This is a genomic window from Kitasatospora sp. NPDC036993, from assembly GCF_055607525.1.
Genome location: NZ_JBVJRP010000010.1, coordinates 103749 through 127036 on the forward strand (window position 1 = coordinate 103749; position 23288 = coordinate 127036).

Below are 23288 nucleotides of genomic sequence, written 5' to 3' on the forward strand. Positions count from 1 at the left end.
CGGACCGGGCCCCGCCCGGTCCGCGACCCCGCCCGGGCTCAGGCTTCGGTCAGGCCCTCGCGCAGCCGCCGCAGGGTGCGGCTGAGCAGCCGGGAGACGTGCATCTGGGACAGCCCGAGGCGCTCGCCGATCTGCGACTGCGTCATGTCCTCGCAGAAGCGCATCGACAGGATCAGCCGGTCCCGCTCCGGCAGTGCGCCGACCAGCGGCTTGAGCGCGACCAGGTCCTCCACCAGGGAGAGGTCCCGGTCCTCCTCGCCGAGGCGCTCGCCCAGACAGCCGGGGCGGTCGTCGTCCTCGCTGCTGGTGTCCAGGGAGCCCGCGGTGTGCCCGTTCGAGGCGGTCAGCCCCTCCACCACCTCCTCCTGGGAGAGCCCGAGGTCCGCGGCCAGTTCGGCCACCGTGGGGGCCCGGTCCAGTTCCTGCGCCAGCCGTTCCTGGGCCTTCGCCAGCACGATCCGCAGCTCCTGGAGGCGGCGCGGCACGTGGACGGCCCAGGTGGTGTCACGGAAGTGCCGGCGGACCTCGCCGAGCACCGTGGGCAGCGCGAAGGTCGTGAACTCGACGCCCAGATCGGGATCGAACCGGTCGATCGCCTTGATCAGCCCGACCGCCCCGACCTGCAACAGGTCCTCCTGCGGCTCCCGGTGCGCGGTGAAGCGGCGGATCGCGAACCTGACCAGCGAGAGGTTCATCTCCACCAGCGTGGCCCGCACGTACGAGTACTCCCGGGTGCCCTCCTCCAGGGCCGCGAGCCGGCGCAGCAGCACCCGGGTCAGCTCGCGCGCGTCGGCGGGCGCGACCTCCCGCAGGTCCTCGGCCGGGTCGAGCTCCGGTGGCAGGAGCCCGCGCAGGTCGGCTGTGGCGGAGGCGGCCGTGCGGCAGGGGTCCGTCGGCGGAACGGAAGTGGTCAGTTCACCAGTGGTCATGACCATCGGAGTCCTTTCCTCGTGTCGGCACGGTCGAACGCCCCGACTACCCCGCCTCGGCCGATCGATGCGGCCGCCCGGGGTGAAGGTTCCGTGAAACCCGTCCGGGGCGTTCCGGCAGGCTACGGGAAACCCGCCGGCCGGCGGCGCCGACCGGAGGATCATGGAGCGGCGCGCCCGGGCGCCTCCGGTGTCCCACACGTCCCTGACGCCACCTCCCACGCGAAAGCGGTGCCCCTCCGTGATCCCCGCCGTACCCGACCCGACCGTGCTGCACCCCTTCCCCGAGCAGCCGCGGGTGGTGCTCCTCAAGCCGCTGGTCACCTCGCCGCTGATCGAGGTCGGCGAGTACTCGTACTACGACGACCCCGACGACCCGACGGCGTTCGAGACCCGCAACGTGCTGTACCACTACGGGCCGGAGAAGCTCGTCATCGGGAAGTTCTGCGCCTTCGCCGAGGGGGTGCGGTTCGTGATGAACGGCGCCAACCACCGGATGGACGGGCCGTCCACCTTCCCCTTCCCCGTCATGGGCGGCGCCTGGGCCGAGCACTTCGACCTGCTCACCGGCCTGCCCGGGCGCGGCGACACCGTGGTCGGCAACGACGTGTGGCTCGGCTACCGCACCACCGTCATGCCCGGGGTGCGCATCGGCCACGGCGCGATCGTCGCCGCCGGGTCCGTCGTCACCTCCGACATCCCCGACTACGCGATCGCCGGCGGCAACCCGGCCAAGGTGATCCGGCCGCGCTACGACGGGGCCGACGTCGCCCGCCTGCTGGACCTCGCCTGGTGGGACTGGCCCGCCGAACACCTCACCCGCCACCTGCGCACCGTCATGTCCGGCACCGTCGACGACCTGGCCGCCGCCGCGCCCGGGGCCTGACCCGGCGGCGGCCCCGCCGCACCCCTCGGAGGCAGCGTGGCCCCGACCCCCCGGCGGCCCGAACTCCTAACCCACCGTGGGGTGGTGGAGCTTGCGGGCGGCAGTGCGGATGGCGAGGGTGTACGGGGCGTCGAGGGCGCGGGTGCGGGCGTCGAGGTCGTGGAAGGCCACCAGGGCCCGGTGGGTGTCGTCGGTCGTCTGGGTCCAGGCCGTCCAGGCGTTGTGGACGTCCTCGTCGGTGACCTGTTCGCCCTTGGCCTGGAGCAGCACGGCGTAGATGCGGAACAGGTCGTCGGAGCCCGCCGGGGGTCTGGCCTCCGAGGGCAGGCAGTCGCGGATCAGTTCGGCGATGGGATCGAGGTGGCTCATACGGCCAGTGTGCCGCCGGCGAGGGTGCCCGCGAGGAGGATCAGATGAGCCACCGCGAAGATCATCGGTACGGCCCGTTCGGTGGTGCCGAGTTCGGTGTAGTGCCGGTGGCGCCGGCCGGGCCCCTCGGTGCTCCGCAGGACGTCCCACTCGTCGGTGAAGATCCGCGCGGACAGCTTCTCCTCCAGGCTGTTGATGACCTGGAACTTGGCGCCGTTGAGGTCCCGGTAGCTGCGCAGCTGCATCCACCAGGCGCCGGAGAGGGTGATGCCGGCCAGTGCGACGGCCGTCGGCACCCACCACGGGGACTCGGAGAGCCTGGGTATGCCGAAGCCGATCAGGGTGACCAGCGCGGTCTGCACGGACAGGAAGAAGGTGTTGGCGGTGCCGCGCCGGGCCGAGACCCGGTCGGCCATCTCCACGGCGAGCTTGTACAGCTCCAGCAGCTCGTACTGACGGTCGGACGGACGGTCCGGCGGACGGTTCGGCTCCGGCGGCGTGGTCATCGCGAAACCCCCTCGGGCAGGTGGTGTGCCGGCTTCGCCCGCTGCCCGGGCTCCCCCCGATGTGTCCATCCTTCCCTGTACGCCGGCCCGCCAGTGCTGCCGGGCCGACGCCCGGGGCGGGCCGACGCACGGAACGAGCCGACTCGCGGGTCGGGCTGACGGCCTACCAGGCGGCTCCGGCCACCGCGGGGGCCGCCGGCGGTTCCCGGTCCGCCGGACCGGCGGCGGCCGTGGCGGGCACGGAGGCCCTGGCGGGCGCCGCGGCCTCGGCGGGCGCCGCCGTGGCGGTGTGCGCGACGGCGGCCACGGCGGGGCTGCCGGCCGACAGGGCGCGCAGGGCCGCGCCGGCCTCCGCCTCCCCTTCCCCGTACCCGTGGGCGCGGGCGGTGCGGACGGCGGCGGCGAGGTGGAGCGCGGCCTCCTCCGGGCGGCCGGTGGCGGCCAGCGCCCGGCCGTAGAGGGTCTGGAGGACCACCCGGCGGGTGACCGGGAAGGGCGGTTCGGCGACGGCCAGGCCGTGGGCGGCGTGGCGGGCGGCCTCCTCGGCGGCGCCGGCGGCCAGGCACTCGCCGGCCAGGTGCAGCCGGGCGAGGCCGACCAGGTCGGCGCGCCCGGCCCGTTCGGCCAGCGACAGGGCCTTCAGCAGCAGCCCGTTCACCCGGTCCCGGCCGCCCTGGTCGCCGTGGCGGGCCAGCGCGATGGCGTGGTTGACCAGGGCGACGGCCTGGGCGCTGATGTCGCCGGCCCTGGCCGCGAGGTCGGGGGCGCGTTCCAGGTGGACCAGGGCCTGTTCGGGGCGGCCCTCCTCCAGCAGGACCCAGCCCAGCAGGGCGCGGGCGCGGGACTGGGCGCCCGGGTCGCGGTCGGCCTCGGCGGCCGCCAGGCCGTGTTCGAGCAGCGGCGCCCAGCCGTCCCTGACCTGCCAGACGATCAGCGGCCACTGGAGCAGCACCAGGCGCCAGGCGCGGTCGTGCAGTCCGGCGGCGACCGCCGCCTCGACCGCGCCGCGCAGGGTGTCGCGTTCGGCGGCGTACCAGCTGAGCGCGCTCGCCCGGTCCGGGAAGGGGCGGACGTCGGCGGGGCGGCGGGTGCCGGGCGGCAGTGCGCAGCACGGTTCGCTGCCCGGTTCGGCGGTGCCGCAGGCGGTCAGCAGGGTGTTCAGCAGGTGGTCGAGCAGCCGGGGCAGCACCTCGCGGTCGGTGTCGCCGGGCAGGCTGCGGGCGTAGAGGCGGACCAGGTCGTGCAGGGTGTAGGCGTCCCGGCCGATCTCCACGATCAGGTGGGCGGTGGCCAGTTGGGCCAGGGCCTCGGCGGCCTCCTCGGGCCGGCAGCCGGCCAGGGCGGCGGCGGTGCGGCTGTCGAGGGTGGCGCCGGTGTGGGCGCCGAGGCGGCGGAACATCCGGCGGGCGGGCTCGGTCAGGTGCTGGACGGTCAGCGCGAGGGTGGCGGCGACGCTGGTGTCCTCGATGTCGAGGAGGTCCAGGCGGTCCTGCTCGTCGGCGAGTTCGTCGACGAGGGTGGCCAGCGCCCGGGCCGGGCCGGTGGCGAGGCGGGCGGCGGCCAGCCGCAGGGCGAGCGGCAGCCCGTCGCACAGGCGGGCCAGGCGGGTGGCGGCCTCGGGTTCGGCGGCGACCAGGTCGGCGCCGAGGGTGGCGGCGAGCAGGGTGACGGCCTGCGGGGCGGACAGTTCGGCGAGCGGGACGGGGCGGGCGGCGTCGGAGGCGACCAGGCCGCCGAGCCGGTCGCGGCTGGTGACCAGGGTGACGCAGTCGTCGCCGTCCGGCAGCAGCGGGCGGACCTGCTCGGAGCAGCGGGCGTTGTCCAGGACGATCAGCATCCGGCGGGTGGCGGTCAGTTCGCGGTAGCGGGCGCCCATCGCCTCGGCGGTGGCGGGCATCTGCTCGGCGGGCAGGCCGAGGGCGAGCAGCAGTTCGCGCAGGACGGCGGCGGTGTCGCGTTCCGGCAGCGGGCTGTGGCCGCACAGGTCGACGAAGAGCCGTCCGTCGGGGAAGTCCTGCCGGCGGCGGTGGGCCCAGTACAGGGCGACGGTGGTCTTGCCGACGCCGGCGCCGCCGGTGAGCACGGTGACGGCGCCGGGGGCGGTGGTGGCCCGGTCGAGCGCGGTCAGTTCGTCCTCCCGGCCGGCGAAGCCGCGTGGGCGGCGGGGGAAGGGCCAGGGGGCGTGCTGCCCGGGGGTGGCCGGCGCGGGGGCGGGGGCGGGCCGCCGGTCGGGGACGGAGGCCAGGCCGCCGACGGTCGGCACCCGGGCGGGCGGGACGCGGTCCGACGGCGAGCGGTCCGACGGCAGGCGGACCGGCATCTCCTGGTCGCCGGGCAGCCGGGCGGGCGGCACCCGGTCGGGCCGGTGCCGTGCCGCATCGGTGCGCGCCGGGGTGTCGCTGCGCAGCTGCGTGTCGGCGTCGGCGCGCGGCGGGGCCCCGGCGCGGGCCGACGCCCCGGCGTGCAGCAGGCGGTCGTAGGCCTCGGCGAGTTCGGGGCCTGGGTCGATGCCGAGTTCCTCGGCCAGGGCCCGGCGGGTGCGGTGGAACCAGTCCAGGGCCTCCGAGCGGCGCCCGGCGCGGCCGAGCGCGTGGATGAGTCCGGCGATCAGGGGTTCGCGCAGCGGGTTGGCGGTGGCCTCGGTGTGCAGGAGGGTGGCGGCGGCGCCGTGGTCGCCGAGCCGGCCGTGGGCGCGGGCCAGTTCCTCGGTGGCGGCCAGGCGCAGTTCCTCCAGGGCCTGGGCGGCGTAGCGCAGGGGCAGTCCGGCGGTGCCGGCGAGGGCGGGGCCGCGCCACAGGGCGAGTGCTTCGCTCAGGACGGCGGCGGCCTGGTGGGCGTCGTCCAGGGCGCGGGCGCGGGCCACCAGGTGGTCGAACCTGACGGTGTCCACGGCCAGTTCGGGCGCCCGGAGCAGGTAGGCGCCGTTGTCGGTGACGAGTTCGACGCCGGCGGCGGGGGCGCCGTGGGTGGTGAGCAGGGCGCGCAGTCCGGAGACGTGGTTGTGGATGACGGTGCGCGAGTGGCGGGGCGGTTCGGTGTCCCAGAGGGTCTCGGTGAGCCGCTCGACGGTGACCGGTGCTCCGGGGTGGAGCAGCAGCATGGCCAGCAGGCTGCGGCGTTTGGCCGATCCGGCCGGAAGCTCCCGGCCGTCGGCGGCCAGCACGGCCACCGTGCCCAGCAGTCGGAACTCCACGCACCCCCCTTAGATGTATATGACAAGCATATGACGGCAGGCGATCCCCCGGTCGCGGAGCGTCCGCGCGGGCGGCGGGGCCGGGGCGCCGCCGCCCATGGGAACACGACGGAGGAACTACCAGGTGACGGCGTCGTCCATGTCCTGCTGCCAGTAGGTGACCTTGAGCGAGTCGTCGATGTAGAGACCCTTCGAGGGCAGCCCGGGGTTGCCTCCCGCGCCGACGCTCTCGTTGCCGGACGGGCCCTGGAAGTAGACGGCGAGTGTGGTCTCGGTGTGGCCGTGGGCGCCGCTGCCGTCGGCGGCGGACAGGTTCACCGAGGCGTAGCCGGACTCCCCCGGCTTGAGGGTGACGACGGCCTGCGGCTTGGAGTCCTCGTTCGGGGCTCAGTTACGGGGTGCTGGCCAAGCGCCTGCGCCTGAGCACCTCGACGCTGCACCGCTACTGCATCGGCACGGTGGTGCCCGCCGAGTTCGCCCCGCTGGACCGCCTGGCGCGGGTGTGCCGGGCGACGCCGCAGGAGATGACCGAGCTGCACCGGCGCTGGATCCTGGCGGACGGCGCCCGCCGGGCCCGGCCGGCCCAGGAGGCGGGCGGTGCGGCGGCCGCGCCCGGGCCCGTACCGGTACCGGTACGGGTGCCGGACGTGACACCGGGCGGTGCGGAGGAGGAGCCGGTCACCGTCGGCGTGACGCCGCCCGCGGGGCCCGTCCCGTGGCGGGGCCGGCGCGCGGTGCTGGTGGCCGCCGTCGCGACGGCGGCCGTGCTGGGGGTGGTGGCGCTCGGCCTGGAGCCCTTCGGCGGGGACGGGAAGAGCGGCGGCGCCGCCGACCAGCAGCCGGCCGGTGCCGCCGCGACCGCGGCGCCCGAGGCCGGCCAACGGCAAGCCGTTCCGGACCAGTCCGGGCGTCGGGCGGCCGGGCTACGACTACCCGCTGGGCGGCAGCGAGTGGATCCGGCGCGAGGGCTGAGCGGGCCGGATCCGGGTGCTTCCGGGGCGCTACCACACGTATCCGCAGCTCACACGGGGGCCGGGTGACCGCCGGGACCCGCAGCGGCCACCACAATGGTGCGGACAGTTCTTCGGAAGTACAGAGAAAGCGAACCTCACCATGGATCTCGGCGTGCGCTGGAAGCTGCACGGTGACGGGCGCACGCCCGCGCCGGGGGCGGTGGTCCGTCCCGACGAACGGCTCTCCTGGCCCCGTACGGCAGGGCTCGGCGCCCAGCACGTGGTGGCGATGTTCGGGGCGAGCTTCGTGGCGCCCGTGCTGATGGGGCTCGACCCGAACCTCGCGATCATGATGTCCGGCGTGTCGACCGTGATCTTCCTGCTGGCCACCAAGGGCCGGGTGCCGAGCTACCTGGGCTGCTCGCTGTCCTTCGTGGGTGTGGCGGCGGTGATCCGGGCGCAGGGCGGCACCAGCGCGACGGTGACCGGCGCGGTGTTCGTGGTGGGCGCGGCGCTGTTCCTGGTGGGGCTGGCGGTCCAGAAGTTCGGGGCGCGCATCATCCACGCCACGATGCCGCCGATCGTCACCGGTGCGGTGGTCATGCTGATCGGCTTCAACCTGGCCCCGGTGACCGCCTCGACGTACTGGCCGCAGGACCAGTGGACGGCGCTGCTGGTGATGCTGTTCACCGGTCTGGCCGTGGTGTGCCTGCGCGGCTTCTGGTCGCGGGTGGCGATCTTCCTGGGGCTGCTGTTCGGCTACGGGATCTCCTGGCTGTTCGACCGGGTCTTCGGGAAGATCCACTCGGTGGACGGCGGCGGGCACATGACCGACCACTGGCGCCTGGACCTGTCGGGCGTCGGCAAGGCGGACTGGATCGGCCTGCCGACCTTCCACGGCCCGTCGTTCCAGTGGTCGGCGATCCTGGTCGCGCTGCCCGTGGTGATCGCGCTGGTCGCGGAGAACGCCGGGCACGTCAAGGCGGTCGGCGAGATGACCGGCTCGAACCTGGACGACAAGCTGGGCACCGCGATCTCCGCGGACGGCGTCGGCTCGATGCTCTCCACCGCGGTCGGCGGCCCGCCGAACACCACGTACTCGGAGAACATCGGCGTGATGGCCGCCACCCGGGTCTACTCGACGGCGGCCTACTGGGCCGCGGCCTGCTTCGCGCTGCTGTTCGGCCTGTGCCCGAAGTTCGGGGCGGTCGTGGCCGCGATCCCGGGCGGGGTGCTCGGCGGCATCACCGTCATCCTGTACGGCATGATCGGCCTGCTCGGCGCGCAGATCTGGACCAAGTCCGGGGTGGACCTGCGCAACCCGCTGAACCTGGTGCCGGCCGCGGCGGGCATCATCATCGGCATCGGCAACGTGACGCTGAAGTTCACCGACACCTTCAGCCTCAGCGGCATCGCGCTGGGCACGCTGGTCGTCATCACCGGCTACCACGCGCTGCGGGCGCTGGCCCCGGCGCACCTGAAGACGCAGGAGCCGCTGCTGGACGAGGGGACGTCCTCGTACGACGAGGGCGCCGAGGGTGCCGGAGGCGCCGAGGGTGCCTCCGGGGAGCCGCGCAAGCCGTAACGGACGAGGTAGGGGCCGGGTTCAGGCCCGCGGGGCGGCCGGCGGAAGTGTCCGAAAAGGATCTTCCGCCGGCCGTTCCATGTGGCCGGACGGGCCCGGCAGTGGTCGAATCACTGATCGCTCGTATCGGCCACTCATCCCCCCGGGAGAGGCATGTCCCTTCTGACCCACCGCCGCAAGGCCGCCGCCGCGGCCGTCGCCCTCGGCACGTTCGCGATCACCTGCGCCGGGGTGACGCCCAGCAGCGCGGCCGGCCAGGTCCTGTGGACCCCGAGCACCAGCACCGGCCCGTCCTCGTTCAAGGCGGTCCAGTGCGCGGCGAACAACTTCGGCGTCGTCAAGGACGCGGTCAAGGGCAACGTGTGGCGGGCCTTCCAGGCCGCCGGCGAGGAGCGCTGCGAGACGCTGAGCCCGGACCTGAAGGAGGGCGACACCTTCTACCTGGGCTGGTCGTCCAAGGTGGACATCCAGGACACCAACAGCCGGTACGTGTTCCAGCTGAAGTGCTCGCCGAGCACCGACACGGCCAACCACCCGATCGAGATCGACATCCTCAACGGGCGCGTGCGCCTCCAGGAGTGGGACACCGCCCACGTGTCGCACTCGCTGTGGACCGCGCAGACCACCAACAACACGTGGCACTCGTACGCGCTGAAGATCCGCCTGGGGCGCACCGACGGCACCATCGACTTCTGGTTCGACGGCGTGAAGCAGACGTTCACCACCGGCTCGGGCACGTTCAAGGGCACCACCTGGGACGGCGACCGGAACTACCTCAAGTGGGGCTCCTACCACCCCTCCACGGGCGACGCGACGAACACCTTCACCAGCCCGGTGATGGCCACGACCCTGGAGGCGGCCACCGCCGGCTCGTGAGCCTTCCCGGATGAACCCGCGGGCCCGGACCGCCGTGAACGTGCGGTCCGGGCCCGCGGGTTCACGCGTTCCCGGGCGGGTGGCGACAACCGGCCAGGCTGGCCGGCCGGGGCGCCCCGACTATTCTTGACTCATCATTCCAAAATCTGCGATGCTCCCCCCATGGCACGACCGAAGGAATTCGACCCCGACCGCGTCCTCGACGCCGCGATGAACGCCTTCTGGAGCAGGGGCTACGCGGCGACCTCGGCGCAGAACCTCGTGGACAGCACGGGCCTGGGCCGGGGAAGCCTGTACAACGCCTTCTCCAGCAAGCACCACCTCTTCCAGGAGGCCCTCACCCGGTACGGCGAGGCGCAGACGGCCCGCCAGGAGGCACTGCTCGAAGGGCCCGGCGACATCCGGGAGCGGATCCGGAGCCTGCTGATGACGGTGGTCGAGGAGGAGTCCCGGACGGACGACCCCGGCCCCCGGGGCTGCCTGGCGGTCAACGCCGCCCTCGAGCTGGCGGGCCTCGACGCCGAGATCACCGCACGGGTCCGCCGCATCTTCGAGCGCATGGAGGAGGCCCTGTGCGCCGCGCTCGCCAGGGCGCAGCGGGACGGCGAGGTCGATCCCGGCAAGGACCCCCGGGCGCTGGCCCTGTTCGTCCTCAACTCCATGTACGGCCTGCGGGTGCTGGGCAAGACGGCCGACCGCCGCGCGCTCGCCGGCATCGTCGACACCACCTTGTCGATGCTCTGAGGCGGTTGCCGTGGGCCGCCCGGGCCTCGCGGCGGCCGTGCCTCCGCATGCCCAGATTCTGTAACGCACATTCCAATTCAAGTCCATCGAGGAGTCATGATGCCCATCCCGGTCTACGTCCTCGGTCTGACGGTGTTCTGCATCGGGACGACCGAGTTCATGATCTCCGGGCTGCTGCCGGACCTGGCAGGCGATCTGTCGGTGTCGATCCCCGCCGTGGGCTGGCTGATCTCCGGCTACGCCCTGGGCGTGGTCGTCGGCGGCCCGTCCGTCACCCTGGCCACGCTCCGGGTCAACCGCAAGACCTCGCTGCTCGGCCTGCTGCTCCTGTTCATCGCCGGCCAGACGGTCTGCGCCCTGGCGCCCGGCTACGACGTCCTCATGGCCGGACGCGTCATCGCCGCCCTCGCCCAGGGCGCCTTCTTCGGCATCGGCTCCGTGGTCGCCGTGGACCTCGCCGGCCCCGAACGCCGCGGCAGGGCCCTGGCCGTCATGTTCGCCGGACTGACCGTGGCCAACGTGGTCGGCGTCCCGGCGGGAACCTTCCTCAGCCAGCACGCCGGATGGCGCGTCAGCTTCTGGGCGGTCGACGCGCTGGCCGTCCTGGGCCTGCTCGGCGTGGCCCTGCTCGTCCCGCGCCGTCCCACCGCGCCGCACGCCGGCATCGGAGCCGAGTTCGGCGCCTTCCGCAATCCCCGGGTGTGGGTGGCCCTGAGCACCTCCATGCTCACCCAGGCCGCCGTCTTCTGCTGCTTCAGCTACCTGTCGCCGCTGTTCACCGAAGTCACCGGCTTCGCCGAGGCCGTGGTGCCGCTGCTGCTGGCCCTGTTCGGCGCCGGCTGCTTCCTGGGCAGCGTCATCGGCGGCCGCTTCGCCGACCGGCACCTGCTGCCCGGCCTCTGCGCGGGCATCACCGCGATGGGCGTGGTTCTCCTGCTCATCCCGCTCGCCGCCCACCACAAGGCCGCCACCGTGGCGGCGGTCGTGGCCTTCGGCGTGGCCGCCTTCTCCATCAACCCGGCGCTCCAGGCACAGGTGATGCGGGAGGCCGGGGACGCGCCGACGCTGGCCACCACGACCAACACCTCCGCGTTCAACATCGGCAACACGATCGGCCCGTGGGTCGGCGGCGGGGTCATCGACGCCGGTCTCGGCTTCACCGCGCCCTCCCGGGTCGCCGCCCTGCTCGCGGCGGCCGGACTGGCCACGGCCCTGGCCTCCTGGGTGCTGGTCCGCCGGGCGGGCGCCGCGGCCGACGGGCCGGGGCGCCGCCGGATCCCCGTCTCCACCTGAAACGAAGGGATCCGACGGATCGCCCGCCCCGTCGAAGGGGCGCCCGCCGTCACGCTCAGCGCTCCTCGGCGGCCCGCGCGGCCGGCGACCGCCGCGCCCACAGGGGCATCACCTCGACGGCGGCGACGCAGCCCCGGGTCGGGGCCTCGACGCTCCGCCCGGCCGCGGCGGCCCGGCCGGCGCCGGTCGGGAAGGTGGTCATGCTCTTCGCAGGAGTCATGTTCCGAAACTACCGGCGGCCACTGACAACGCCCGGCGGGCACCCCCGGGACCGCAGGCCCGGGCCGCCGTAACGTGCGGTCCGGACCTGCGGGTTCACCCGGTCACGGGGCGGGTTGCGGTAACCGGCCAGGCTGCGGTGCGCAGGTGGACGCCGGCGGGCCGCTCGGACGGGGTGAGGACGGCGGCCAGGGCGCGGTCACCGGGAAAGGCGGTCGCGCCCTTCCCAGGAGTCACGCCCGGCAACATGCCGGCGACCACCGACAGCGCCTGGTGGAGAGTCCGGCGAAACGCCCCCAACAGGTCCCGCCGACCGGCATGATGACCGATGGTCACCACTCATATCACCAGCGTCACCTATCAGATGCGGGAGAGGCCGGATGCCGGACACCGTCACCGCCCCGTGGGGCACGACCCGGATGCGCCCCTGCACCGGCACACCGCCGTGGCCGGCGCTGACGCCCGTCATCGACCCGGAAACCCAGGCCGCGGTCTTCCACGACGAGCGGGGCCGCACCGTCGAGATGGGCAAGCACGGGACCAGCACCGACCAGACCGGCCCGACCAGCACCGGCGGCGGTGGCGGGGACGGGCAGAGCGGCGGCCAGGCGCAGCCGACCGACGTCGACACCATGACCAGCAACGACCAGGACTGAGCCGTGGCGGATGACCGGCAGCCGGCGGTCCTGGTGCTGACCTGCGCCTACGATCCGACGGCCGACCTGGTGCTGCGGATCCTGGCCGAACGGCAGGTGCCGGTCGTACGCGTGGACCCCGGCGCCGACCTCCACCGAGGTGCCGCGCTGACCGCCCGCTACACGGCGGGCGGGCGGCGCGGCATCCTCACCACCGCCAGCCGCGCTCTCGACCTCGGTCGGGTCCGGTCGGTCTGGCATCGGCGCCCGTCGGGTTGACCGCGCCGGCCGGTATGACCGGGCAGGACGCCGAGTTCGCCCGCGCCCAGGCCCAGTGGGGCCTCGGGGGCGTCCTCGCCGCGCTGCCCGGCGCCCACTACGTGAACCACCCCTGGCGGATCCGGGCCGCCGAGCACAAGCCCGCCCAGCTCGACGCCGCGCTCACAGTCGGCTTCGCCGTTCCCGACACGCTCGTCACCACCGACCCCGGGCAGGCGCGTGCCTTCTGTGCCGAGCAGCCCGGCGGGACGGTCTACAAGCCGCTGTGGAACTCCCCATTATACGAACGAGGACGGCCGACCGGTGCAGGCCTGGGTCGCCGAGGTCGCCCCGGACGAGATCACCGACGCCGTCGGCGCCTGCCCACACCTGTTCCAGGCCCGCCTGGCCAAGGACCACGACGTGCGACTGACCGCCGTGGGCCGCGAGCTCTTCGCCGTACGGATCGACAGCCCCGACCTGGACTGGCGGCGCCGCCAGTCCCTGCTCACCTGCACCCCGGTCGACGTCCCGGCGCCCGTGCGCCGATCCGTGGCCCGCTACCTGGAGCACTTCCGACTCGTCTACGGCGCCTTCGACTTCGCCGTCGACGCCTCCGGCCGCTGGTGGTTCCTGGAGTGCAACAGCAACGGGCAGTGGGCGTTCTTCCCACCCCCGACCACCGACGCCATCGCCATGGCGATCGCCGACCAGCTCCGGAAAGGCCACACCGCATGACCTCCACCGCCGCGGACCTGCGCGCAGCCCTCGTGCGGCAACTCGCCGACGGCGAAGGCCTCACCGACCCGCTGTGGCACGCCGCCGCGGCGGCCGTACCGCGCGAGGCCTTCGTCGGCGACTACTTCCGCATGGTCGACGGTTCCTTCCCGACCTCCTACGAGCCGGTTCGCGAGGGCGCAGACGGCTGGCTGGAGGCCGTCTACGCCAACCGGACCCTCGTCACCCAGCTCGACGGCCGCACCCGGCCCGCCGACGCCGACGGGCCGGTCGCCGGATCCCCGTCCTCGTCGTCCACCCTGCCCTCCCTGGTGCTGCGCATGTGGCAGCAGCTCGAAGTCCACGACGGCCACCGGGTCCTGGAGGTCGGCACCGGCACCGGATACTCGGCCGCGCTCGGCGCCCACCGGCTCGGCGAGGAGAACATCGTCAGCGTCGAAGTCGACGCGGTGATCGCCGACCGGGCCGCCGCCGCCCTCAGGACGGCCGGGTACGCCCCGCACCTGGTCGTCGGCGACGGCCTGGCCGGCCACAAGGCCCGAGGCCCGTACGACCGGCTGATCGCGACCTGCGCGGTGCGCACCCTGCCCTACCCCTGGCTGCACCAGGTGAAGCCGGGCGGAAAGATCCTCGTCACCTTCTCCGGCTGGCAGTTCGGCTACGCCCTCGCCCTGCTGACCGTCACCGAGCCCGGCGAGGCGACCGGCCGCTTCCTGCCCGGCTGGACCAGCTTCATGATCGCCCGCCCCCACGACCGGCCCCCGCGCCAGAACCCCACCCTGCTGCCGGGCGAGGAGCGCGCCGCCCGCATCGACCCGGCCACCATCACCACCTGGACCGGAACCTGGGTCGCCCAGCTCGCCGCACCCTCCGCCGAACGCATCGGCGCCGGCGACCAGCAGATCCTCATCGACCACGCCACCGGCTCCCAGGCCCGCACCCGGCCCGACGGCCACGGCGGATGGACGGTCACCCAGCGCGGGCCGCTACGCCTGTGGGACCGGGTGGAGGAGGCGGTCGAGGCCTGGCAGGCGGAAGGTGCGCCGCACCAGGAGCGGTTCGGCATCACCGTCACCGGCGACGGGCAGCGGGTGTGGCTCGGCAGCGAGGACGGGCCCGGCTGGAACCTGCCCGTGTGACCCGAAGGGCGGGCGGGTTCAGACCTCGCCGAACTCGCCGCCGCGGACGGCGGTGACGAACGACGCCCGGGCGACGACGGGGAAGAGCAGGGCCGGGCCACAGGGGTCCTTGGAGTCGCGGACGGGAGCGAGACCCGGAAAGTCCGCGGTGGTCTCCACGCAGCTGCCGCCGTTGGCGGAGTACGAGGACTTGACCCGGCAAGCACCGGGCAGGTCCACGCGGTCAGCCATGGCGCACCTCTCAGGTCCGGGAGCAGTGCCGGCCGGGCGGGGTCAGCCGGTGCAGGTCGCGGCGCCCACCAGCTTCTCGAAGGCCTTCCGGGTGGGCAGCGGGGTCGAGAGGCCACTGTTGTTCATCGAGACGGAGAGCTGACGGCGCAGGTCGGGGCTGGTGTACAGGAAGGTGCTGAAGCCCGGGATGCCGCCCGTGTGGCCCCAGAGCTCACCGCAGTCGGTGGTGGTCCGCTCCAGGCCCAGGCCGTACCCGCCCTGGCTCTGCGGGGTGACCGTCATCATCTCGGCGAGCTGCGGCCGGGGCAGCAGCCGCCCGCCGAGCAGGGCGGTGATGAAGGTGTTGAGGTCGGCGGTGGTGGAGATCCCGGCGCCGGACGCGCCCGCCATGCTCGGGTCCAGGTCGGTGACGTCCACGCGGCCGGTGGGCAGGTCGAAGTAGCCGTGCGCGTGCGGACCGGGGACGGCCGTCTCGTGGTCGGGCATGGACGTGCCGGTCAGGCCCAGCGGGCTGATGACGCGACGCTCCACCTCCTGCTGCCAGGTGCGGCCGGTGGTCCGCTCGATGATCTGTCCGGCCAGGATGTAGTCGGTGTTGGAGTAGTGGTAGCCCTGGCCGGGCGGGAAGTACGCCGGGTGGCTGTTGGCCAGGGCGATGAGCTGCCGCGGTGTCCAGCGGGTGTAGCGGCCGGACTCCAGCCATCGTTCGAGGGAACCGGGCGCCGTGGGGTCGAAGGCGTGGTCCTCGGTGTAGTCGAACAGCCCGCTGGTGTGGTTGAGCAGCCGGCGCAGGGTGATGTTCGCGCCGTTCGGCACCGCGCCCGGCAGCAGCCGCTCCACCGGGTCGTCCAGGCCCAGCCGTCCCTCGGCGACCAACTGGAGGACGACGGTGGAGACGAAGGTCTTGGTCACGCTGCCGATCCGGAACCGGCCGGTCGCCGAGGCGGGGGCGCCGGTCGCGTCGTCGGCGGTACCGGCGGCGCCCTTCCACCGGCTGCGGCCGTACTCGCCGACCCGGGCGAGTGAGGCCGAGGCGCCGCCGGAGTCGACGATGGCCCGCACCGCGGCGTCCAGGGCCCTGGGGTCGACGCCCTTGCGCGGCCCCCGGCCGGCGGCGTCCCGCGCCGGGTCCTGGACAGCGGTCACCGTCACCACTCCGACCGGTCCCGCTGTGCCGAGGGCACCGGCCGGCGGGGCCGTCACCCCCACCAGGCCCGCGCCCGCCAGCGCGAGCGCCACCAGGCGCGCGACCGAGTGGCCCCGCCGGCGCCCCGTGCGCCCGCGGCCGCGACCGCGACCGCCCGGACCCGTTCCGCCCCTGTGTTCCGCCATGCCCGTCCGCCTTCCCGTGTCCATGCCGAAGGGCGAATGCAACACCCCTGTGAATGACGGCAACTGACACATTGACAGCCGACGGGGTACCGGGTCGTCAGCCCACGGTCCGGACCGGCTCCGGCCCTCGACCTACCTTCGAACGATGAGCCGCTCCCCCTCAGGGATGGGCCACCCCCTAGGGTCGGTCAGGGGCGCCCCGCCCGCAGGGGCCGTCAGTCAGTCAGACCTCACCGAACTCACCACTGCGGACGGCGGCGACGAACGACGCCCAGGCCTCGGACGGAAAAACGAGGGCCGGGCCCTGAGGGTCCTTGGAGTCACGGACAGGGGCCAGGCCGGGGAAGTCCGCTGTTACCTCGACGCAGGTTCCGCCGTTGTTGCTGTAGCTGCTCTTGCTCCAAGAAGCACCTGTCAGGTCAACGTTCTCACTCATGCCGAGTCCCTTCACACCTGGCTGATCACAGGAGCGATGCCGCCCCAGAGTACGAAGCCGGCCTACTTCGACCGCGCTTCGGGCTTCTCTACCCACCCACGCATCGGCCAGAGCCGGAGCACCAGTCTGCGCCCTCCGCCTGGCTGATTCGCCAGCACCCACCCTTCCGCCGTTCACCCGTTACAGCCAGACCGGGAACTCGCCCGCTTTGACGGCATCGAGGAACCCCTGGAACGCCGCAGAAGTGAACTCCAGGACCGGGCCACGCCGGTGCCGGCGCCAAGCACGCACGCACGCACGCACGCCAACCAGCCTTACCAGTTCCGGACCAAAGACCGCAGGCCCGGGCCACGAACGGCCCGGGCCTGCGGTTCAAGGCGATGGATCAGACATCTCCGAACTCGCCGCTGCGGACGGCGGTGACGAACGACGTCCAAGCCTCAGCAGCAAAGATCAGGGCCGGGCCATAGGGATCCTTGGAGTCACGGACGGGCATCAGGCCAGAGAAGTTGGCGGCCACCTCGACACACTGCCCACCATTGCCGCTGTAGCTGCTCCTACTCCAGGAAGCTCCCGTCAGGTCAACGTTCTCGCTCATGCTGAAGAGTCCCTTCGCGCCTTGCTGATCGTTTTGAGTGATGCCGCCTGCGGCAGCGCTTCCACTTGGAGCAGATCGTATTCCTTCGCCCAGGCGGACACGATTGCCCGGTCGTTCTCCAAGTATCCGCGCTGATGCGTCTCGGTGTACCCGAGTGAGGCTCCATCGCCAAGATCAAGGAGCGACATAGACCTCATGAACGGGCGAAGCGCGCCCAGGTCAAAGGGTGCAACTTGGACCACATAGTTGGGCCTCTGGGCCAACTCCTCTACATGGGCCAGTTGCTGGGACATTACGACTCCACCGCCGACCACAGTCCGAAGGCAGCTCTCGTCAAGGATCACATGGATCAGCGGAGCCGGATCCCTGTTGATGCGCTCCTGTCGGTTCAGGAGGAGCCGCACGCGCTCAATTCCCTGCTCGGCTGTGACACTTCCTCGCGCAACAGAACCAGCCTCCAGGGCCTCAGCGTAGCCACGAGTCTGCACCAGGCCAGGGATGATGCCCAGCTCAAAGAGCCGGATGACCCTGGCCTCCCGCTCCTTGGCCGCATATTCCGGGTAGCCGGGCAGGAAGGAGGAGCCCCTGAGGCTCCAGTACGTCAGTTCCAGCGTCCCGCCGGTCTCAAGTACCTTGTCAGCGGCACGCACCCACTCAAGTGTGGGATTCCGCGTCCCTCTTTCGAGGTTCGAAATCTGACTATCACTCAACTGCGTGCGCTCGCCAAGCTCGATCTGCGTCAAGCCCGCCGCCTTGCGCAACCTGCGCAGTTGAGCCCCGAACGCCCTGAGGGGCGAAGCCGATGGATCCAGCTGAGACTCACGCATAGCCATGCCTCCACTGCCGTGCAAATTCCACATGCGAAAACTGTCAAGTGGGAAAGCCTTCCGATCGTAGGGGATAAACCCCCACCATGGCTACACCCGGTGATTTGCCGGACGCGCAGCGCAATCTGTGGAAATTTCCCCATGCCTTGCGGGAAGTCGCACCGTCGACCGCTGTGACCGTCAAACCCTCATGCCTGGAGCAGAGTTGAGCACGACCCGCATCACGACCAAACCCCCCACCCGCCGCTCGGGCCACCACACCCTCGTCCTGCGCGAGGACCCCGACGGCTCGCACGACCTCTCCGTCCTCCTCGTCGAACCCATCGACACAGACGGCCTCACCCTCCCCGGCGGCCCCGCCGAACAGGACGAACTCCCCCACCTCGCAGCCCGCCGGCACCTCGAAACCGAAACCGGGCTCGTCCTCCCCCTCCGCACCATCCTCACCATCGACTACACCCCCGCCACCGACACCCCCGAAGCCCTCGACCTCGTCTACGCGGGCGGAATGCTCACACCCCGACAAGCCCACACCCTCCGCCACCACCAGCCCCCGCAGCAGATCCGCGCCCTCCACTGGATCCCCCGGCACAGGCTCCGCGACGCCATGACCGACGACTGCTACCGCCGCGTCGAAGACGCCTGGGACGCCTGGGAACACGGCACCGGCCTCCCCCTCCTCGCCGACCCCCGCCCGAACTCCGAAACCGACACCGGCGAAGTCCTCGAAGCCCTCGGCATCTTCGACATCCCCAAGTCCCTCACCGACACCGAACTCGCCATCGTCAACCTGTTCCTGACCGCCATCGACGCCATGGGCGGCATCCGGGCCGGCCACCACCACGGCCTCCAGCGCTGGATCACCACCGGCAACCTCACCACCGCCTACCTCTCCCTCGCCGCCGCCCGCCCCCTGCCCCGCACCGGCAACCCCGCCCAGTACTGGACCACCCTCACCACCGCCGGCGAACTCCTCACCACCACCAACCCCGACCGCCGCATCATCTACGCCCTCACCCACTGCCGCACCCAAGCCACCACCCTGCGCCAGAAGTCGACCCCACCGACTTCCCACGCACCGGGCCGGCTCGTAAGGCCTTGAGGGACACACCGCAGGCCCGGACCGCATCCACTGCGGTCCGGGCCTGCGCTTGCGGCACGTGCGGTGCCCGGTCGGGTCAGCAGTACTTGAAGGAGCTGATCCTGTCGTTGATCCACGACGGGACCAACGGCCACCGCTCCCAGGGGCCGATCCTGAACTCCGGGCCGGCGCACCAGTTGTTCTCGTAGAAGCAGATGCTGCTCCCGGTGTTGTTCAGCACGGACGAGGTGGTGTCCTGCATGCCCTTGTCCCCGCCGCTGGCGCGCTTCTGGAGCTTGCCCATGTCGCCGGTGTTCTGGTTCGACGGGAAGGAGCCGAACTTCGCGCCGTTGACGGTCCCGCCCCGGATGAAGTCGCCCTCCACTCACAGGCAGACGTAGCCGTCGGGGCACGACCCGGGCCCGCGGTCCATCCGTGCGGTGGGCGGTCAGGGGCGGGTGGCGGTCACCAGCCAGGCCGCGGTGCGCAGGTGGACGCCGGTGGGCCGCTCGTACGGGGCGAGGGCGGCGGCCAGGGCGGCACGCACCCGGTCGGCGCCGCCCGGGCCGCCGAGTTGGCCCACCAGGTGCTGCCCGGGGCCGGAACCCAGCAGGTGGCCGGCGGCGTCGGCGGCGTCCCGGCCGAAGTGTCCGTCGGCTTCGACGGTTTCGGCGCGTACGCCGGTGAAGCCGGCCGCGCCGAGCACCCGGCGGATCTCGGCGGGGTCGGCGAGCGAGAACATGCCCGGGCCGGCGGGGGTGCCTGCGTCCTCCGGTGGGAGCGGCAGGGCGGCGCGCGCCGCGCCGTGCACCTGCACCCACTCGCAGCGGGTCGGGTCGGCGACGCAGACGAAGGCGAGCCGGCCGCCGGGGCGCAGGGCGCGGCCGATGGTGGCGAAGGCGGCGACCGGGTCGGCGAAGAACATGATCCCGAAGCGGCTGATCGCGACGTCGAACCCGGCGGCGGGGAGCGGGTGGACCTGGGCGTCGCCCTGCTCGAACGTGATCCGGTGCAGGCCTTCTTCGGCGGCCAGGGCGCGGGCCCGGGCGAGCATCGGGCCGGAGAGGTCCAGGCCCAGGGCGGAGCCGTGGGTGGCGGCGCGGGCGGCGAGCCGGGTGGTCTGGCCGGCGCCGCAGCCGACGTCGAGCACCCGGTCCCCGGGGGTGATCGCGGCGGCGGTGAGGAGGGGGTGGTCGAAGCCCTCGTTGACCGCGTTCCAGCGGTCGTGGTGGTCGCTCCAGTACCGGCCCTCCTCGCCGTTCCAGGCTTCGGACTGTGCGGTGTTGACGAGCTGGCGCATGGGATGGCTCCTGTCGGACAGCTAGTATGGGCGTTCGCCCATAGAGAAGGTATGGGCGAACGCCCATACTGGCAAGCCCGATACGACCGGCAAGCCCGATACGACCGGCAAGCCCGATACGGAGGACCCGATGTCACCACGCGGCGTAGCGATCCCGGACGTGCGGGAGCGGCTGTTCGCGGCGGCCGAGCGCGTGCTCGGCCGGGAGGGGTCGGCGGGGCTGACCAACCGGGCCGTCACGGAGGAGGCTGACTGCGCGAAGGGCCTGCTGTACAACCACTTCGCGGACCTGGACGACTTCGTGGCGCAGCTGGTGCTGGACCGCTTCGAGGGGATCGCGGCCGAGGTCCGGGAGCTGCCCGGGCGGGCGGGGCGGGGCGACGTGCGGGAGAACCTGACGGGCGCGGCGCTGGCGCTGCTGGGGACGAACGGGCCGGCGATGGCGGCGGCGGCGCTGTCCCGGCACCGGGTCGCGGAACGGGTCCGGCGGGCCTGGGAGGGCGGCGCGCCGGGGCCGGGCGCGGTCGAGGAGGCGATGGCGCGGTACCTGGAGGCGGAGCAGCGGCTCGGGCGGGTCCCGGCGGAGGCCGACGCGGCGATGCTCGCGCTGGCGATCACGGGCACGGTGCACCATCTGCGGATGCACGGCAGCGTGCTGACGGAGGGGAGCGACCGGCTGGTCCGCCGTCTGGTCACCGCCCTGGTGCCGGTGCCCGCCTGAGCGGGTGCCGGGCGGCTCCGTCCGCCTTCCGGGGGCCGTCCGGGTCCTGACGGGTTCGTTCCCGGTCGAATCGCGCCCGGACGCTCGCCATCGAAGTGCCCCGGGGCGCAGGCTGCTTCCGTGACCACGCCGGCACGGGCGCGGCGCGACCGGAAGGACGAACATGACGAGCACGCGCGGGCGCATCGCCGCCCTGCTGGGCGCCGTCGCGGTGGTCGCCGGCACCACGCTGGCCTCCCCCGCTGCCGGCTTCGCCGCCACGGCCGGGCCGGGCGGAACGGCCAGAGCAGCCGGACCGGCCCACGGCGGCGGCGCGATCACCGGGCAGGCGCCCTGCCCGGACGCACCCGAGTTCACCTGCGGGACCCTCACCGTCCCGTTCGACCACAGCGGCGCCACCCCCGGCACCCTCGGCCTCCAGGTGGCCTTCACCGGCAACACCACGGCGCCCAGGGGCGACCTGCTGTTCCTCACCGGCGGCCCCGGCCAGCCCGGCGTCCCGACGATCAGGCGGATGGCGGGCAAGCTGGAGCCCGTCCTCAAGGACTACCGCCTGGTGATGTTCGACCAGCGCGGCACCGGCCGGGGCGCGCTCCAGTGCCCGGGCCTCCAGGAGGACATGGGTTCCTCCGACCTCGCCGTGCCGCGCGGGCAGTCGGTCGCCGACTGTGCCGCCGCCCTCGGCCCGGACTCCCGCCACTACAGCACGGCGGACACCGTCGCCGACATCGACCGGCTGCGCCGCGCCCTCGGCGCCCGGCGCCTCACCCTGGACGGCGTCTCGTACGGCAGCTTCGTCGCCGAGCGGTACGCGCTCGCCCACCCGTCGCGGGTGGCCCGGCTGGTGCTCGACTCGGTGACGCCGCGGCAGGGTTTGGACCCCCTCGACCTGGCCGCGCTGCCCGCGACCGCCCGGGTCCTGCGGGCCGCCTGCCAGGCCACCGGCTGCACCACCGACCCGGCCGCCGACCTCGCTGCCACCGTCCGGCGGTACGGCAACGGCGCGCAGGTCCTGAGCGCGCTCACCGGTTACGAGTTCATCGACCCGGACTTCGGCGGGGTCCCGGAGATCCTGCACGAGGCCGCCGCCGGGCAGCCCGCGAAGCTCCAGGACTTCTTCGCGCTCGTCCGCCGGGAGGTCGACGCCGCCCCGGCCGAGGAGCTCAGCCAGGGGCTGCACTCCGCCGCCCTGTGTGCCGACTCGCGCTTCCCGTGGGGCACCACCGACACCCCCGTCGCGGGCCGGGCGGCGGCGCTGGAGCGCACCCGGCAGCGGCTGACCGCCGAGCAGACCTGGCCGTACGACGCGGCGACCGCGACCGGGCTCGGCAGCCTCCTGGTCTGTCTCGACTGGCCGCGCGAGCAGGTGCCGCCGGCGCCGCCGGAGGACCGCAGGCTGCCGGACGTGCCGGTGCTGCTGCTCGGCGGCGACCGGGACCTGTCCACGCCGTATGAACTGATCTACGAGCAGGCCGAGTTGGCGCACGACCCGCAGATCGTGATCGTGCCCGGGGCGGCGCACTCGGTACAGAACCGGGCGGCGAACCCGGCCGGACGGCAGGCGGTGTACGACTTCCTGCTGAATTGACTTCCGCTCCCCCAGCTGAAGCCGGGGGATTCCCCTGTCACGGTCGGAACTCATGCGCGAAGTACCATCCCTGCAAGGTGCTCCGGCCGGTACTTCCCAACCTCCGCAGTGGCGTAGCCGGACGGAAACATCCCTGTGGAGAAGTCAGAGGGCAGAGGGCAGAGGGCGATGAGTGTGGCTGAGAGTTGGTCGCGTGTGATGAGTCTTCTTCGGGAGCACGCGCCGGCCGATCACGCGGAGCTGCCAGGGCCCGCTACCGAGCAGATGCTCGCGGCAGCCGAGGAACGGATGGGGATCTCCCTGCATGGGGACCTGCGGACCTGGCTGTTGCAGAACAATCTGGATCTGCCGGAGGAAGACGTCGACGACGACGTGATGTGCTGCGGCTTCGACGGGTTCCCCGACGAGGGAAGCTTCTTTCTGGGCATCCGGGCGATGGAGAGGCTCTACGCGAGCCGCTCCACGTCCTGCGGATTCGACCCTCCGGACCAGCCGGACAGTCCGTTCTGGCGTAACGAGTGGATCCCGTTCCTGTCGGACCAGGACGGCTGGACGGGAAAGTTCGTCGATGTGCGGGACGGACGCGTCGGCAGGTGGTTCGTGGGTGGCCCCACGATCACGGGCGAGTACGAATCGATGGCCCGGTATTTCGACTCCGTAGCGGAGACGCTGACGAGGATCGCCGATGGAAGCTTCCCGGTCTGCCGGTTCACCGAAGGCCGACTCGCCTGGTCGTGAGACGGCTCCGACCTGGTCCGGCACTGCCGGCGAGCGTTCACCACAGGATCGGCAACGGTGGCGCTGGTGCCACCACGGATTCGGATACCAGGCTCATGGCCGGTACGGAGCCG

General features: G+C 72.9%; 26 protein-coding genes and 1 pseudogene. 14 read left to right on the plus strand and 13 right to left on the minus strand.

The window, feature by feature from the left end:
- Nucleotides 1-38: 38 nt before the first annotated feature.
- Nucleotides 39-929, minus strand: a complete 891-nt coding sequence (locus tag ACZ7C5_RS22050) for a SigB/SigF/SigG family RNA polymerase sigma factor (protein ID WP_401089539.1) — start codon at nucleotides 927-929, stop codon at nucleotides 39-41.
- 244 nt (nucleotides 930-1173) lie between these two features.
- Between ACZ7C5_RS22050 and ACZ7C5_RS22055 the strand changes: the two genes are divergently transcribed.
- Nucleotides 1174-1815, plus strand: a complete 642-nt coding sequence (locus ACZ7C5_RS22055) for a CatB-related O-acetyltransferase (RefSeq protein WP_401089712.1) — start codon at nucleotides 1174-1176, stop codon at nucleotides 1813-1815.
- A gap of 66 nt (nucleotides 1816-1881) precedes the next feature.
- On the opposite strand, the gene ACZ7C5_RS22060 is transcribed toward ACZ7C5_RS22055, so the two are convergent.
- From ACZ7C5_RS22060 to ACZ7C5_RS22075, 4 genes and pseudogenes are all read right to left on the minus strand, one after another.
- On the minus strand, nucleotides 1882-2184 hold the full coding sequence (locus tag ACZ7C5_RS22060; RefSeq protein ID WP_188297203.1) for a DUF7701 domain-containing protein: 303 nt from the start codon (nucleotides 2182-2184) through the stop codon (nucleotides 1882-1884).
- Entirely contained in the window at nucleotides 2181-2690 is a 510-nt protein-coding gene (locus ACZ7C5_RS22065) for a RipA family octameric membrane protein (RefSeq protein WP_401089537.1), read from the minus strand. The genes ACZ7C5_RS22060 and ACZ7C5_RS22065 overlap by 4 nt, the downstream gene beginning before the upstream one ends.
- 163 nt (nucleotides 2691-2853) lie before the next feature.
- Nucleotides 2854-5883 carry an AfsR/SARP family transcriptional regulator gene (locus ACZ7C5_RS22070; RefSeq protein WP_470323276.1) on the minus strand — a complete coding sequence of 1010 codons (3030 nt, stop codon included), beginning with the start codon at nucleotides 5881-5883 and terminating at the stop codon, nucleotides 2854-2856.
- Nucleotides 5884-6000: 117 nt separating this feature from the next.
- A pseudogene (locus tag ACZ7C5_RS22075) lies at nucleotides 6001-6207 on the minus strand (DUF4232 domain-containing protein); the annotation flags it as partial.
- A gap of 74 nt (nucleotides 6208-6281) precedes the next feature.
- On the opposite strand from ACZ7C5_RS22075, the gene ACZ7C5_RS22080 reads away from it, so the two are divergent.
- From ACZ7C5_RS22080 to ACZ7C5_RS22100, 5 genes are all read left to right on the plus strand, one after another.
- The gene (locus ACZ7C5_RS22080) at nucleotides 6282-6923 is read left to right on the plus strand and encodes a hypothetical protein (protein ID WP_470323277.1); all 642 of its coding nucleotides are present in this window, start codon (nucleotides 6282-6284) and stop codon (nucleotides 6921-6923) included.
- A gap of 73 nt (nucleotides 6924-6996) precedes the next feature.
- On the plus strand, nucleotides 6997-8421 hold the full coding sequence (locus ACZ7C5_RS22085; RefSeq protein ID WP_470323278.1) for a uracil-xanthine permease family protein: 1425 nt from the start codon (nucleotides 6997-6999) through the stop codon (nucleotides 8419-8421).
- Between the two features lie 153 nt (nucleotides 8422-8574).
- Nucleotides 8575-9297 carry a polysaccharide lyase family protein gene (locus ACZ7C5_RS22090; RefSeq protein ID WP_401089529.1) on the plus strand — a complete coding sequence of 241 codons (723 nt, stop codon included), beginning with the start codon at nucleotides 8575-8577 and terminating at the stop codon, nucleotides 9295-9297.
- A 162-nt stretch (nucleotides 9298-9459) separates the two neighbouring features.
- Nucleotides 9460-10041, plus strand: a complete 582-nt coding sequence (locus ACZ7C5_RS22095; protein ID WP_470323279.1) for a TetR/AcrR family transcriptional regulator — start codon at nucleotides 9460-9462, stop codon at nucleotides 10039-10041.
- Between the two features lie 99 nt (nucleotides 10042-10140).
- A complete protein-coding gene (locus ACZ7C5_RS22100) occupies nucleotides 10141-11334 on the plus strand; it encodes a Cmx/CmrA family chloramphenicol efflux MFS transporter (protein ID WP_470323280.1) in 1194 nt (397 codons plus the stop codon).
- Nucleotides 11335-11389: 55 nt separating this feature from the next.
- On the opposite strand, the gene ACZ7C5_RS22105 is transcribed toward ACZ7C5_RS22100, so the two are convergent.
- Nucleotides 11390-11554: a hypothetical protein gene (locus tag ACZ7C5_RS22105; RefSeq protein ID WP_401089523.1), complete on the minus strand. Its 165-nt coding sequence runs from the start codon at nucleotides 11552-11554 to the stop codon at nucleotides 11390-11392.
- 379 nt (nucleotides 11555-11933) lie between these two features.
- On the opposite strand from ACZ7C5_RS22105, the gene tgmA reads away from it, so the two are divergent.
- The 4 genes from tgmA to tgmC all read left to right on the plus strand — a co-directional run bounded on the left by tgmA (nucleotide 11934) and on the right by tgmC (nucleotide 14323).
- Complete coding sequence (gene tgmA, locus ACZ7C5_RS22110) at nucleotides 11934-12209, plus strand: putative ATP-grasp-modified RiPP (protein ID WP_401089521.1); 276 nt, start codon at nucleotides 11934-11936, stop codon at nucleotides 12207-12209.
- Nucleotides 12210-12212: 3 nt separating this feature from the next.
- Complete coding sequence (locus ACZ7C5_RS22115) at nucleotides 12213-12467, plus strand: MvdC/MvdD family ATP grasp protein (protein ID WP_401089519.1); 255 nt, start codon at nucleotides 12213-12215, stop codon at nucleotides 12465-12467.
- A gap of 303 nt (nucleotides 12468-12770) precedes the next feature.
- Nucleotides 12771-13184: an MvdC/MvdD family ATP grasp protein gene (locus tag ACZ7C5_RS22120; protein ID WP_401089517.1), complete on the plus strand. Its 414-nt coding sequence runs from the start codon at nucleotides 12771-12773 to the stop codon at nucleotides 13182-13184.
- The gene (tgmC, locus tag ACZ7C5_RS22125) at nucleotides 13181-14323 is read left to right on the plus strand and encodes an ATP-grasp peptide maturase system methyltransferase (RefSeq protein ID WP_401089515.1); all 1143 of its coding nucleotides are present in this window, start codon (nucleotides 13181-13183) and stop codon (nucleotides 14321-14323) included. Before ACZ7C5_RS22120 ends, tgmC begins: the two co-directional genes overlap by 4 nt.
- 18 nt (nucleotides 14324-14341) lie before the next feature.
- On the opposite strand, the gene ACZ7C5_RS22130 is transcribed toward tgmC, so the two are convergent.
- The 5 genes from ACZ7C5_RS22130 to ACZ7C5_RS22150 all read right to left on the minus strand — a co-directional run bounded on the left by ACZ7C5_RS22130 (nucleotide 14342) and on the right by ACZ7C5_RS22150 (nucleotide 17780).
- Nucleotides 14342-14554 (minus strand): DUF397 domain-containing protein, encoded by a 213-nt coding sequence (locus ACZ7C5_RS22130; RefSeq protein WP_401089513.1) that lies wholly within the window; start codon nucleotides 14552-14554, stop codon nucleotides 14342-14344.
- Between the two features lie 42 nt (nucleotides 14555-14596).
- A complete protein-coding gene (locus ACZ7C5_RS22135) occupies nucleotides 14597-15700 on the minus strand; it encodes a serine hydrolase domain-containing protein (protein WP_401089511.1) in 1104 nt (367 codons plus the stop codon).
- Nucleotides 15701-16109: 409 nt separating this feature from the next.
- The gene (locus ACZ7C5_RS22140; protein ID WP_401089509.1) at nucleotides 16110-16322 is read right to left on the minus strand and encodes a DUF397 domain-containing protein; all 213 of its coding nucleotides are present in this window, start codon (nucleotides 16320-16322) and stop codon (nucleotides 16110-16112) included.
- Nucleotides 16323-16707: 385 nt separating this feature from the next.
- A complete protein-coding gene (locus ACZ7C5_RS22145) occupies nucleotides 16708-16920 on the minus strand; it encodes a DUF397 domain-containing protein (protein WP_401089507.1) in 213 nt (70 codons plus the stop codon).
- A complete protein-coding gene (locus tag ACZ7C5_RS22150; protein WP_470323281.1) occupies nucleotides 16917-17780 on the minus strand; it encodes a helix-turn-helix domain-containing protein in 864 nt (287 codons plus the stop codon). Before ACZ7C5_RS22150 ends, ACZ7C5_RS22145 begins: the two co-directional genes overlap by 4 nt.
- Before the next feature lie 172 nt (nucleotides 17781-17952).
- On the opposite strand from ACZ7C5_RS22150, the gene ACZ7C5_RS22155 reads away from it, so the two are divergent.
- Entirely contained in the window at nucleotides 17953-18849 is an 897-nt protein-coding gene (locus tag ACZ7C5_RS22155; RefSeq protein WP_470323282.1) for an NUDIX domain-containing protein, read from the plus strand.
- Nucleotides 18850-18925: 76 nt separating this feature from the next.
- On the opposite strand, the gene ACZ7C5_RS22160 is transcribed toward ACZ7C5_RS22155, so the two are convergent.
- A complete protein-coding gene (locus tag ACZ7C5_RS22160) occupies nucleotides 18926-19213 on the minus strand; it encodes a peptidase inhibitor family I36 protein (protein WP_401089501.1) in 288 nt (95 codons plus the stop codon).
- Nucleotides 19214-19276: 63 nt separating this feature from the next.
- Entirely contained in the window at nucleotides 19277-20128 is an 852-nt protein-coding gene (locus tag ACZ7C5_RS22165) for a class I SAM-dependent methyltransferase (RefSeq protein WP_470323283.1), read from the minus strand.
- Nucleotides 20129-20258: 130 nt separating this feature from the next.
- Between ACZ7C5_RS22165 and ACZ7C5_RS22170 the strand changes: the two genes are divergently transcribed.
- The 3 genes from ACZ7C5_RS22170 to ACZ7C5_RS22180 all read left to right on the plus strand — a co-directional run bounded on the left by ACZ7C5_RS22170 (nucleotide 20259) and on the right by ACZ7C5_RS22180 (nucleotide 23175).
- A complete protein-coding gene (locus ACZ7C5_RS22170) occupies nucleotides 20259-20849 on the plus strand; it encodes a TetR/AcrR family transcriptional regulator (RefSeq protein ID WP_401089497.1) in 591 nt (196 codons plus the stop codon).
- A 163-nt stretch (nucleotides 20850-21012) separates the two neighbouring features.
- Nucleotides 21013-22437, plus strand: coding sequence for an alpha/beta fold hydrolase (locus tag ACZ7C5_RS22175; protein WP_470323284.1), 1425 nt, complete (start codon nucleotides 21013-21015; stop codon nucleotides 22435-22437).
- A 135-nt stretch (nucleotides 22438-22572) separates the two neighbouring features.
- A complete protein-coding gene (locus tag ACZ7C5_RS22180) occupies nucleotides 22573-23175 on the plus strand; it encodes an SMI1/KNR4 family protein (RefSeq protein ID WP_401089493.1) in 603 nt (200 codons plus the stop codon).
- Nucleotides 23176-23288: the final 113 nt, after the last annotated feature.